Source organism: Pantoea rwandensis (assembly GCF_000759475.1).
Classification (GTDB): Bacteria; Pseudomonadota; Gammaproteobacteria; order Enterobacterales; family Enterobacteriaceae; genus Pantoea; species Pantoea rwandensis_B.
The window spans coordinates 2,326,568-2,338,473 of the sequence record NZ_CP009454.1 but is presented as its reverse complement, the minus strand read 5'-3'; the positions used below and the strand labels follow the sequence as shown (position 1 = coordinate 2,338,473).

Sequence of the window (11,906 nt, the reverse complement as noted above, 5' to 3'; positions counted from 1 at the left end):
ACCACGTGATGCATTTGCCCCCGCGCAAGCTGTTGCGCCTTTTGCCCCTTGCCAGCGTATTGCTGGCTGCTTGTAGCATCAACAAACCACAAGGTCCTGGCCCCAGCACCACCTCACCGCAATGGCAGCAGCATCAACAAGCCGTTGAGAAAATCACCCAATATCAAACGCGTGGCGCCTTTGCTTATCTCTCTGACAAGCAAAAAGTCTATGCGCGCTTTAACTGGCAGCAAACTGCCGCCGATCGCTATCGTCTGTTGTTAACCAATCCGCTTGGCAGCACCGAGTTGCAACTTGATGCGCAGGGTTCGGTGGTGCAAATCGTCGATAACAAAGGCAAGCGCTATGTGAGCAATGACGCTGAGAAGATGATTTCACAGTTGACCGGCATGGATATCCCACTCGCGAATCTGCGTCAGTGGATGATGGGTCTGCCGGGTGATGCCACGGATTATCAGCTCAACAGCAGCTATCAGTTGCAGAGTGTGAATTACAGTCGTAATGGCCAGCAGTGGAAAGTGAACATCTCTGATTACGACAGCAAGGTCAATCCACCGCTGCCGGCCAACCTGGAACTGACCGAAGGTGGTCAGCGTATCAAACTGCGTATGGATAGCTGGACCACGCAATGATCACCACCTGGCCTGCTCCGGCAAAACTGAACCTGTTTCTCTACATTACCGGCCGTCGTGCTGACGGCTACCACAATCTGCAAACGCTGTTTCAGTTTCTTGATCACGGCGACACGCTGGAAATCACGCCTGATAGCAGCGGGAACATTACGCTGTTGACGCCTCTGGCGGGCGTTGCCGACGACGAGAACCTGATCGTGCGGGCGGCGCGGATGTTAAAACAGGCAGCGGCCGTTCGCGGTACGCTGCCCGAAAACGCGGGTGCGCAAATTGCGCTTGAGAAACGCCTGCCGATGGGTGGCGGTCTCGGTGGAGGTTCTTCTGATGCCGCGACCGTGCTGGTGGCGCTCAACCATTTGTGGCAAACCGAGCTTAGCGTGGATGAGTTAGCCACGCTTGGCGTCAAGCTCGGTGCCGATGTTCCGGTGTTCGTGCGCGGTCATGCCGCCTTTGCCGAAGGGGTTGGCGAAGAGATTCAGCCTGCTGAACCGGAAGAAAAATGGTATCTGGTGGCGCATCCTGGCATAAGCATCGGCACGCCGGATATCTTTCGCGATCCTGACTTGACGCGCAATTCACCGATACGCACATTAGATGAACTGTTACAGCGTCCTTTTCACAATGATTGTGAAGCTGTGGCAAGAAAACGTTTTCGCGAGGTTGATGCGCTGCTTTCCTGGCTGCTAGAATACGCGCCGTCGCGCCTGACCGGGACGGGAGCTTGTGTGTTTGCTGAATTTAACACCGAGTCCGCTGCTCGTCAGGTGCTGGAGCTTGCCCCGAAATGGATTAACGGATTTGTGGCTCGCGGGCTTAATCACTCGCCGTTGCAACGTACCCTTTCCGGGCTCTAAGCGTTTGCGTGACAGTGCCACCCTGTTCCAGGCACTGCACGTGACGCATTAACACACCCGTATGAACGACTTCAAAAGTATTCGCCGGTTACTTTTGAAACGTTCATTCTCTGGACGCCAAGCCTGAGGTTCTTCTCGTGCCTGATATGAAGCTATTTGCTGGTAACGCCACCCCGGAACTAGCACAACGTATTGCCAACCGCCTTTACACTAGCCTCGGAGACGCCGCTGTCGGCCGTTTCAGTGATGGTGAAGTAAGTGTACAGATCAACGAAAATGTACGCGGTGGTGATATTTTCATCATCCAGTCCACCTGTGCCCCCACCAATGATAATCTGATGGAGCTGGTTGTGATGGTCGACGCGTTGCGTCGGGCTTCTGCTGGTCGTATTACTGCTGTTATCCCTTACTTTGGTTATGCCCGTCAGGACCGCCGCGTGCGTTCTGCTCGTGTGCCTATCACCGCCAAAGTGGTCGCCGATTTCCTCTCCAGCGTAGGTGTTGACCGTGTTCTGACGGTTGATCTGCACGCCGAACAGATTCAGGGCTTCTTCGATGTCCCGGTTGATAACGTGTTCGGTAGCCCAATCCTGCTGGAAGATATGCTGCAGATTGGCCTGGAAAACCCGATTGTGGTTTCTCCGGACATCGGCGGCGTCGTGCGTGCGCGTGCTATTGCTAAACTGCTCAATGACACTGACATGGCTATCATCGATAAACGTCGCCCGCGTGCGAACGTTTCTCAGGTGATGCACATCATCGGTGACGTGGCGGGTCGTGACTGTGTACTGGTCGACGATATGATCGACACCGGCGGTACGCTGTGCAAAGCAGCTGAAGCGTTGAAAGAGCGCGGTGCGAAACGTGTCTTCGCTTATGCGACTCACCCCATCTTCTCTGGCAACGCGGTGGAAAACCTGCGTAAGTCAGTGATCGATCAGGTTATCGTGTGCGATACCATTCCACTGTCAGACGAGATGAAAGCGTTGCCAATCGTGCGTACCTTAACGCTCTCTGGCATGCTGGCCGAAGCGATTCGCCGTATCAGTAACGAAGAGTCCATCTCCGCAATGTTCGAACATTAATACATTGCATGAAACCGGGCCTCGCGCCCGGTTTTTATTTCTGATAATCCGCTTCATTTACCGATTAAGCCGCTTTCAGCGCAGATATTTTCGCGATAAATTTCGTTAAAACTCGCTATTCTCCCTGCCTTACACTCTTTTCAAACGACATGCGATGCTTCGCTTTAGCGGGCCATTGATTAGTGGTATTTTTCTCCACACTTTTTTTTGAGAACTCCGACCACTATGACTCTCGACATCTACACGCTGTTTGTTTGCGAGCTCTATGTGCTGGGGTTTTTGAGCATTATTTTGGTGTTCGCCTGGGTAGGTGCACAGTACGATCGCGTGCTGGGGTTCACCACGCTGGCGCTCACGTTAACCTTGATGGCGGTCTTCCTCAGCAGTCTGCGCAGTGCTGGCTTTGTTTTTCTCCCCATTGCTGTTGGCAACGTGGTGATGCTGCTGGCCTACGGCAATCTGCTCAATGCTTTTCGTGCTTTCTGCAATAAACCCTTAGGCTTCAGCTGGTTAGCGGGCGCACTGTTATGGGCCATTCTTTGCACTTTCCCACAGTTTTATGCCAGTCAGCCTAAACGCGTTTTAGTGCTGTGCCTGCTGTGCATCATTTACACCGGCGCACTGATAAGGTTGTTATGGCAATCACGCGATGCCCTGCAAGTGACTTTTTGGCCCGCGCAGATGTTGCTATGGATCCATCTGTTGTTTCACGTGGCGCGTATCTTCCTTGATGACGCCATCGCCACACCGGTGCACGGCGCAATAGCAGGCTCCAGTTTTTCGGTTTATGTGATTCTTGAGTCCATTCTATTTGTGATTGGCCTGACTTTTACCATTCTGGCGATGGTCAACGAACGCACGCAGATAGCTCACAAGCGAGCTTCGCTTCATGATCCCCTGACCAGCGTCTGGAATCGCCGCGCTCTGTTTGAGCAAGCCGACAGATTAGTGGTGCGTAACACGCGAAGTCCGCAACCGCTGGTTTACACCGCTGTGCTGTTTGATCTCGACCATTTCAAAGGCATCAACGATCGTTACGGCCATCTGCAAGGTGATCGTGTATTAATTGATTTTTGTCATGTGGTACAAGCGTTGTTGCCCGCCGGGGGGCATTTTGCTCGTTTGGGCGGCGAAGAGTTTGCGGCGATTCTGCCGGGCAATAGCGAGGATGCGGAACGAGTGTGTGAGCGAATCCGACTGGCCACGCAGCTCTCACAGCCTAACGATGTTTGCTACACGGTGAGTATTGGCTATGCCACCGCTTATCATCGCGATCACACCTTCCCGATTTTACTCGGGCTGGCAGATGAAGCGTTGTATCGTGCAAAAGCCAGTGGCCGTAACCGCGTCGAGCGTTATTTCGTGCAGTTACAGCCTATGCAGGAAGCGGCTCTCTCTTAATGTGAGGAGTGATCGCGGCGGCAGCGTTTGTCACCGTAGTGGCGCAACCAGAAGTAGCGGTCTTCAACACGCTCACGTCCACTGACACGCGCGCCGACCAGCCACAGCAGTGCCCCGACAAAGATACTGAACATGGCACCATGGGCAAGGAATTGCGGCAGGTTTAACGCAGGTAGCTGATTAATAATGGAATAGCCGACGCCTAACACCATCGTCAGTAAACCTAAACACATCAGTCCATTACCTACATAGCGGCATTGTTGACGTTTCATGATTCACCCCCATCCTTATGAAAAAGCAAAACAGCACGTATGGTTAACTTGTCATAAGTTTAGGCAATGACCGCAGGTTAAGTTGCGGACAGGATCACACATCCTTCACAATCTCTGACATTTCTTTACGGCCAGAGGCTTGATTTCGATAGAAATTGATAAGTCACTCAGAGGTATCATCTGTACTCAGCACCCTTTGTCATCGCCGCTTGCAGGCAGTAAACTATCGCCCTTTCCGCAGCAAGACAGGATAAACATCGTGAGCAGCATTAAACTGATTGTGGGGCTGGCCAATCCCGGCGCTGAATACGCCGCAACGCGTCATAACGCGGGTGCCTGGTATGTGGATTTGCTGGCCGAAAGACATAATCAGTCGTTAAAAGAAGAGCCAAAATTTTTCGGCTATACCGCGCGCCTGTCACTGGCGGGTGAAGATGTGCGCCTGTTGGTGCCCACTACCTTTATGAACCTCAGCGGCAAAGCGGTGGGCGCGATGGCGACGTTTTATCGCATCGCACCGGAAGAGATTTTAGTGGCACACGATGAACTGGATCTGCCTCCGGGCATCGCGAAATTTAAACAGGGCGGTGGTCACGGCGGACACAACGGTCTGAAAGACATCATCAGTAAACTGGGCAATAACAACAATTTCCATCGCCTGCGGGTTGGCATTGGCCATCCCGGCGATCGCAATAAAGTCACCGGCTTCGTACTGGGTAAACCCCCAGCCAGTGAGCAAAAGCTGATTGATGATGCCGTGGATGAAGCGGTGCGCTGTACTGAGTTGTGGCTGAAAGAAGACAAAATCAAGGCGATGAACCGCCTGCATGCGTTCAAGGCTGGCTAAGGCCAATTCCCGCGCCGCAGAAGGCAATTCTGTGTATAATGCGCGAAATTTTTTGAATCTGTCGGCGCTGCCAGCCAGTGCCGCACACTCAGTGAGAAAGGTAATCAGACCATGGGATTTAAATGCGGTATTGTGGGCCTGCCGAACGTCGGTAAATCCACCCTGTTCAACGCGCTGACCAAAGCGGGTATCGAAGCAGCCAACTTTCCGTTCTGCACCATCGAGCCTAACACCGGTGTGGTGCCAATGCCCGATCTGCGCCTCGATCAGCTGAGCGAAATCGTTAAGCCGCAGCGTGTTGTGCCGACCACCATGGAATTCGTCGATATCGCCGGTCTGGTGAAAGGCGCATCCAAAGGTGAAGGTCTGGGTAACCAGTTCCTGACCAACATCCGTGAAACCGAAGCTATCGGCCACGTGGTGCGTTGCTTCGAGAACGACAATATTATTCACGTTTCCGGCAAAGTGAACCCGGCGGAAGATATTGACGTCATCAACACCGAACTGGCGCTGTCCGATCTGGATACCTGTGAACGTGCCATTCAGCGTTGCCAGAAGAAAGCCAAAGGCGGCGACAAAGATGCTAAAGCTGAACTGGCTGCATTAGAGAAGTGCCTGCCGCACCTGTCCGAAGCTGGCATGTTGCGCGCGCTGAAACTGGATGCAGACGAGAAAGCGGCCATCCGCTACCTGAGCTTCCTGACCCTGAAGCCAACCATGTATATCGCCAACGTTAACGAAGACGGTTTTGAAAATAACCCTTACCTCGATCAGGTGCGTGCGATTGCGGAAGCCGAAGGTTCAGTGGTGGTGCCAGTGTGCGCAGCCGTTGAATCCGACATTGCTGAGCTGGATGACGAAGAGCGTGACGAGTTCATGGCGGAGTTGGGTCTGGAAGAACCGGGGCTGAACCGCGTGATCCGTGCAGGTTATGCCCTGCTCAACCTGCAAACTTACTTCACCGCTGGCGTGAAAGAAGTGCGCGCATGGACCATCCCAGTGGGTGCCACCGCGCCGCAGGCTGCCGGTAAAATTCACACCGACTTCGAGAAAGGCTTTATCCGTGCGCAGACCATCGCGTTTGACGACTTTGTTACCTACAAAGGTGAGCAAGGCGCGAAAGAAGCCGGCAAGATGCGCTCAGAAGGTAAAGAGTACATCGTGAAAGATGGCGACGTGATGAACTTCCTGTTCAACGTCTAATCTTCACGTCGATGATTTAATCCCGATGGATTAAGCACCGCAAAAAAATCCACGCCTGGCGTGGATTTTTTATTTCTCATTGAGTAAATTCTTCCGCATCGCGCTCGCGTAGCGTCACTCTCACTTCGCTTCCGTCGCTGACCTATTCCACCGTCACCGCTCGCTTTTCCGCATCAATCCCCCCTTCTGACGGCCCTGATCCAGAGTGTGAGCCCGCTCATGAAATTGGCTCATGCAGCTTTGAAATTTAATCACTATCAATCGCTGAGGGACTCTGGCATAAAATTCGCATTGTTATTGACTTAAGACAATGTGAATTCTCCCGCAGGTGGTAGGCCAGGCATCAAGGCAACCCGTCTGAAATCGGAGAGGTTTTGCAGCAGAAATCAGGATACCCGAGCATCATGAGCAACGATTTTGCATTTTCAATTAAGAGCAGCGTTTTCGATGAGCACTACAACCCCTCTGAGAATACGCGTATCACCACGAACTTCGCTAACCTGGCACGAGGAACCAACCGCCAGCAGAATTTGCGCAATGCCTTAATGATGATGAACAACCGTTTCAACTCTCTGGCGCACGCGGATAACCCAAAAGGCGATCGTTATGCCGTTGAGCTGGAAATCATTTCTGCGGAAATTGATATTGAAGGCAATGGCAAAACCTTCCCGGTCATTGAGATCCTGAAAACCAATATTGTTGATCGCAAAACTCAGCAGCGTACCGACGGCATCGTAGGCAATAACTTCTCGTCCTACGTGCGTGATTACGATTTTAGCGTGCGTCTGCTGGCGGCCAATAACAACCAATCCGGTTTCAGCCTGCCGGAAGGTTTCGGCGATCTGCACGGCAATATCTTTAAAAGCTTCGTCAACTCGTCGGCTTATCAGGAGCGCTTTAATAAAAAGCCGGTGATCTGCCTGAGTGTATCGAGCAAAAATATCTATCACCGTACTGACTATCAGCATCCGGTGTTGGGCTTTGAATATCAGCAAGATGAGCTGTCTCTCACCGACCACTATTTCGGCAAAATGGGCTTGCAGGCGCGCTATTTCATGCCTGAAAACAGCGTCGCGCCATTAGCCTTCTATTTCACCGGTGACTTGCTGAATGATTACACGGATCTGGAACTGATCGGCACCATCAGCACCATGGAGACGTTCCAGAAGATTTACCGCCCAGAGATTTACAATGCCAACTCTGCCGCAGGCCAGTGCTATCAGCCAAGCCTGACGCATGGCGATCATTCATTAACGCGCATTGTTTACGATCGAGAAGAACGCAGCCAGTTGGCAATTGAGCAGGGGAAGTTTACGGAAGAGCACTTCATCAAACCCTATCAAGAGATTCTTGAGCAGTGGTCTGCACAATACGTTCTTTGATTAAGCCAAAATAAAAGGTTATTGATTATGAAATTGTTATTGCCTACTTCAACGGCAGGAAGCTTACCGAAACCGGCCTGGCTTGCTCAACCTGAAACGCTGTGGTCGCCATGGAAACTGCAGGGTGATGAATTAATCGAGGGCAAAAGAGATGCTCTGCTGTTATCCCTGCAGGATCAGCAATTAGCGGGCATTGATATCGTCAGTGATGGCGAGCAAACGCGCCAGCACTTCGTCACCACCTTTATTGAACATCTGAGCGGCGTTGATTTTGAAAAGCGTGAGATTGTGAAGATCCGCAATCGTTATGACGCCAGCGTGCCAAGTGTGATCGGTGAAGTGGTGCGTAAAAAGCCGGTGTTTGTTGAAGATGCTAAATTCTTGCGCCAGCAAACCAAACAACAGATTAAGTGGGCTTTGCCAGGCCCAATGACCATGATCGATACCCTCTATGATGGCCACTACAAAAGCCGTGAAAAACTCGCCTGGGAATTTGCCAAAATTCTTAATCAGGAAGCGAAAGAGCTAGAAGCAGCCGGTGTCGATATTATTCAGTTTGATGAACCCGCATTTAACGTGTTCTTCGATGAAGTGAATGACTGGGGCATTGCCGCACTGGAAAGAGCCGTTGAAGGTCTGAAGTGCGAAACCGCCGTGCATATTTGCTATGGCTATGGCATTAAAGCGAATACCGACTGGAAAAAGACGCTCGGCACTGAGTGGCGTCAATATGAAGAAGTGTTCCCTAAACTGCAAAAGTCTTCTATCGATATCATTTCACTGGAAGCCCAGAATTCGCGCGTGCCAATGGATCTGATTGAGCTGATTCGTGGCAAAAAAGTCATGGTCGGTGCCATTGATGTGGCGACCAACACCATTGAAACCGCAGAAGAAGTGGCTGATACCTTGCGTAAAGCGCTGCAGTTTGTTGATGCCGATAAGCTTTATCCTTCTACTAACTGCGGTATGACGCCACTGTCGCGCCGCGTGGCCAGAGGTAAGCTGGAAGCCTTGAGCGCGGGTGCAGCTATCGTCCGTAACGAACTCACCGCGTAATGATGATCCACTCACCGCCCAGCAGGACGGTGAGTGCTTTACTTCGGTGCCCAGCGATGTTCATCCGGGCACCGTCTTCCGTCTCCTGCCTGCATCATCCAATCCTGAAAAAACCTCATCACGCCCTGTGCGCATGTCTGTCGGCCAGTAACTGATCGACGAAAGCGACGATTTCCGGTTTGGTTTTCTCAATCTCGGCAATTTTACTGGCGAACTTCGGCAGATAGTCTTTATGGGCATACAACAATTGATCCAGCACTTTTATCGCCGTATCGCCCGCCGGAATAAGCGGATTAATCGTGAAGGCGTGTAATGCTGCGCCGTAATCGCCACTAACGGCCGCTTCAATCACCGTTTCTTCCATGGCTTTCATTAACTGAATCATGCCGCGCGCCGCAGGCGGTAACGCTCCCCAACGCAGCGGTTCTGCGCCATGAGAAGTGATGGCGGCAGTGACCTCCACCACGCAATCAAACGGCAAATCGGCAAGCGCGCCGTTATTGCGCGTCGAGACCACCATCAATTTTCCGCTGTTATTTTGAATCGATGCAATCAGATCGCATGCCGCATCGCTGTAATGCGCCCCGCCCCGCTGACTTAACTCTTCAGGCTTGTAGTTAAGATTGACGTCTTTATACAACTCGAAAAGCCGCGCTTCGGTTTTCTTCACCACTTCAGCGCGGGTTTCATACTGTTCGAACTCTTCGATGGCATGAGCCAGCATCGGTTCCTGCAAATAGTAATAGCGGTGATAACCACAGGGCAGCAGGCCGAGATGTTTCACCTGATCGTAATTAAAAGGAATCTGATGAATATTTTTCAGCCCTTCATCGCTTTTTTCCTGCTGGTCTGGTGAATAGATTTTATCAATCAGTTCGGCGGTGCGTTCATTGCCCTGCTGATCCCAAACGCGATGCCAGTGGAAATGGTTGAGCCCGGCAAATTTGAAATAGAGATCTTTCTCTTCCACACCGAGTACGCTGCTGGCCTGAGTGATATGACCGAACGGCACATTGCACAGGCCGACGGTTTTTTCCCACTTGCCATATTTAATCGCCGCTTCGGTCACCATGCCTGCCGGATTAGTGAAATCCACCAGCCAGGCATGAGGGCACAATTGACGCATATCCTCGATAATATCGAGAATCACCGGAATCGTGCGAAACGCCTTAAATATTCCGCCCGGGCCGTTGGTTTCCTGACCCAGTAAACCATTGGCCAAAGGAATCACTTCATCTTTTAAGCGCGCATCCAGCAACCCCACACGGAACTGCGTGGTCACGTAATCCGCATCCTTTAACGCTTCCTTACGATCGAGAGAAAGATGAACCTGCCAGTCGAGTTTAGCGGCCGCAATCATCCGCTCCGCCATACTGCCAACAATTTCCATCTTCTCTGCGCCGTCCTCAATATCCACCAGCCACAACTCGGCAATCGGCAACTGCGCCTGACGCAGGATAAGCCCTTCAATCAACTCTGGCGTATAGCTGGACCCCCCACCGATAGTGACAATCTTGATCTTATTTGGCATAGGATTAACTCCGTTTGGTTGCAATCAGGTGAGTCAACAGCGCCGTTTCAGGCAGCATTACGCCTCACCGCATGGATGATATTTTTCCTGGCTCAGGTTCATGTTATTTATTCAGCCTGCCTGCGCAGGCTGGAAAGGATATTTACTGAAGAAGAGATGACACATCTGTTTTACCCGGGCCTCCTGCCCGGGCAATGCGACTTAAAGCGCTTCACCTTGCGAGGCGATGACCTTTTTATACCAGGCAAAACTTTTCTTCTTCGAGCGCGAAAAATCGCCGGTTTGATCGTCATTGCGGTCCACGTAAATAAAACCGTAGCGCTTGCTGTATTGGCCGGTACCAAAAGAGACGCAATCGAGGCAGCCCCAGGGCGTAAAGCCCATCAGGTCCACGCCATCTTCCAGTACAGCTTTTTTCATTTGCTCGATGTGTTCACGCAGGTAGGCAATACGATAGTCATCATTTACCTCACCGTTGGCCTCACGTTGATCAACGGCGCCAAAACCATTTTCCACAATAAACAGCGGCTTCTGATAACGCTCATACAGCGCGTTCAGCGTGTAGCGCAGACCAACTGGATCAATCTGCCATCCCCAATCTGACGCCTGCACGTGTGGATTTTTTCGGCTGCCAGGGAAAGCCTCGAGTGCGCTGTCCATGCGGGTCGCACTGGCATACTCCACGGCATTACTCATGTAATAGCTAAAGCCGAGATAATCGGTGCAGCCTTCACGCAGTGTTTGTGCATCCTCCGCTGCCATCTCAATGTGGAAACCGCGCAACGCCCACTCTTTCAAGATGTACGACGGATAGGCGCCGCGCATGTGCACATCGCCAAACAGATAACGTTCCTGCATCGATTTTTGCGCGTACATCACATCATCAGGATGGCATGACCACGGATACAGCGGCACCATCGCCAGCATGCAACCGATCTTAAATTCAGGATTGATTTGATGCCCCAGCTTCACCACTTTGGCACTGGCCACAAACTGATGATGCAGCACCTGATACATCACCTCTTCCGGCTTTTCATGTTCGGTGAAAATCACCCCTGAGTTGCTGTAACCGAACAGCGGGCGGCGCCAGTTACGCTGGTTGTTGATCTCGTTAAAGGTCATCCAGTATTTCACTTTGCCTTTGTAACGCTTCATCACCACTTCGCTATAGCGCACAAAGAGATCGATCAACTCACGATTGAGCCAGCCGCCATACTCCTTCACCAGATGCAATGGCATCTCGAAGTGCGACAGCGTGATCACCGGTTCGATGCCATATTTGAGCAGCTCATCAAACATGTCGTCGTAAAACTGCAGGCCCGCTTCGTTAGGTTGTTGCTCATCGCCTTTCGGGAAGATGCGTGTCCAGGCAATCGACGTACGGAAGCACTTAAAACCCATTTCGGCAAACAGCGCGATATCGTCTTTGTAGTGATGATAAAAATCAGTGGCCTGATGGTTGGGATAGTGTTTCCCTTCGACAATCCCATCGGTAATTTCACGTTCAACCCCATGCGCACCGCCCGTTAACACATCGACGATGCTCGGTCCTTTACCTCCTTCGTTCCATCCACCTTCAACCTGATGCGCGGCAACGGCGCCGCCCCATAAAAAATCAGCCGGTAACTGAGACATAATCCATC

At 51.7% G+C, this 11,906-nt stretch carries 11 protein-coding genes; 8 read left to right on the top strand and 3 right to left on the bottom strand.

The window, feature by feature from the left end:
- The first annotated feature begins 8 nt into the window (after positions 1–8).
- From lolB to LH22_RS10660, 4 genes are all read left to right on the top strand, one after another.
- The gene (lolB, locus tag LH22_RS10675; RefSeq protein WP_034824277.1) at positions 9–632 is read left to right on the top strand and encodes a lipoprotein insertase outer membrane protein LolB; all 624 of its coding nucleotides are present in this window, start codon (positions 9–11) and stop codon (positions 630–632) included.
- Entirely contained in the window at positions 632–1,486 is an 855-nt protein-coding gene (gene ispE / locus LH22_RS10670) for a 4-(cytidine 5'-diphospho)-2-C-methyl-D-erythritol kinase (RefSeq protein ID WP_167540456.1), read from the top strand. Before lolB ends, ispE begins: the two co-directional genes overlap by 1 nt.
- A 137-nt stretch (positions 1,487–1,623) precedes the next feature.
- Positions 1,624–2,571: a ribose-phosphate diphosphokinase gene (gene prs, locus LH22_RS10665; protein ID WP_034824282.1), complete on the top strand. Its 948-nt coding sequence runs from the start codon at positions 1,624–1,626 to the stop codon at positions 2,569–2,571.
- Between the two features lie 225 nt (positions 2,572–2,796).
- Positions 2,797–3,972 (top strand): GGDEF domain-containing protein, encoded by a 1,176-nt coding sequence (locus tag LH22_RS10660; RefSeq protein WP_038646431.1) that lies wholly within the window; start codon positions 2,797–2,799, stop codon positions 3,970–3,972.
- Here LH22_RS10660 and ychH read toward each other — a convergent pair.
- Positions 3,969–4,244 (bottom strand): stress-induced protein YchH, encoded by a 276-nt coding sequence (gene ychH / locus LH22_RS10655; protein ID WP_038646429.1) that lies wholly within the window; start codon positions 4,242–4,244, stop codon positions 3,969–3,971. The two genes, LH22_RS10660 and ychH, sit on opposite strands and share 4 nt — an antisense overlap.
- Before the next feature lie 259 nt (positions 4,245–4,503).
- On the opposite strand from ychH, the gene pth reads away from it, so the two are divergent.
- The 4 genes from pth (at position 4,504) to LH22_RS10635 (ending at position 8,732) form a co-directional block, all read left to right on the top strand.
- On the top strand, positions 4,504–5,091 hold the full coding sequence (gene pth, locus LH22_RS10650; RefSeq protein WP_038646426.1) for an aminoacyl-tRNA hydrolase: 588 nt from the start codon (positions 4,504–4,506) through the stop codon (positions 5,089–5,091).
- Positions 5,092–5,202: 111 nt separating this feature from the next.
- On the top strand, positions 5,203–6,294 hold the full coding sequence (gene ychF / locus LH22_RS10645; RefSeq protein WP_034824290.1) for a redox-regulated ATPase YchF: 1,092 nt from the start codon (positions 5,203–5,205) through the stop codon (positions 6,292–6,294).
- 404 nt (positions 6,295–6,698) lie between these two features.
- Positions 6,699–7,676, top strand: coding sequence for a DUF1852 domain-containing protein (locus tag LH22_RS10640; RefSeq protein ID WP_038646423.1), 978 nt, complete (start codon positions 6,699–6,701; stop codon positions 7,674–7,676).
- A gap of 27 nt (positions 7,677–7,703) precedes the next feature.
- Positions 7,704–8,732, top strand: coding sequence for a methionine synthase (locus LH22_RS10635; protein ID WP_038646419.1), 1,029 nt, complete (start codon positions 7,704–7,706; stop codon positions 8,730–8,732).
- Between the two features lie 118 nt (positions 8,733–8,850).
- Here the strand turns inward: LH22_RS10635 and LH22_RS10630 are convergent, their stop codons facing one another.
- Positions 8,851–10,263, bottom strand: a complete 1,413-nt coding sequence (locus LH22_RS10630) for a 6-phospho-beta-glucosidase (protein WP_038646417.1) — start codon at positions 10,261–10,263, stop codon at positions 8,851–8,853.
- Positions 10,264–10,464: 201 nt separating this feature from the next.
- A complete protein-coding gene (locus LH22_RS10625) occupies positions 10,465–11,898 on the bottom strand; it encodes a 6-phospho-beta-glucosidase (protein WP_038646416.1) in 1,434 nt (477 codons plus the stop codon).
- Positions 11,899–11,906: the final 8 nt, after the last annotated feature.

What these genes read in the sequence shown, in the direction of transcription:
- ychF (WP_034824290.1), top strand. Translation starts at nt 5,203, where the DNA reads ATGGGATTTAAATGCGGTATTGTGGGCCTGCCGAACGTCGGTAAATCC.
- LH22_RS10635 (WP_038646419.1), top strand. Translation starts at nt 7,704, where the DNA reads ATGAAATTGTTATTGCCTACTTCAACGGCAGGAAGCTTACCGAAACCG.
- LH22_RS10630 (WP_038646417.1), bottom strand. Translation starts at nt 10,263, where the DNA reads ATGCCAAATAAGATCAAGATTGTCACTATCGGTGGGGGGTCCAGCTAT.
- ychH (WP_038646429.1), bottom strand. Translation starts at nt 4,244, where the DNA reads ATGAAACGTCAACAATGCCGCTATGTAGGTAATGGACTGATGTGTTTA.
- lolB (WP_034824277.1), top strand. Translation starts at nt 9, where the DNA reads ATGCATTTGCCCCCGCGCAAGCTGTTGCGCCTTTTGCCCCTTGCCAGC.
- LH22_RS10640 (WP_038646423.1), top strand. Translation starts at nt 6,699, where the DNA reads ATGAGCAACGATTTTGCATTTTCAATTAAGAGCAGCGTTTTCGATGAG.
- LH22_RS10660 (WP_038646431.1), top strand. Translation starts at nt 2,797, where the DNA reads ATGACTCTCGACATCTACACGCTGTTTGTTTGCGAGCTCTATGTGCTG.
- LH22_RS10625 (WP_038646416.1), bottom strand. Translation starts at nt 11,898, where the DNA reads ATGTCTCAGTTACCGGCTGATTTTTTATGGGGCGGCGCCGTTGCCGCG.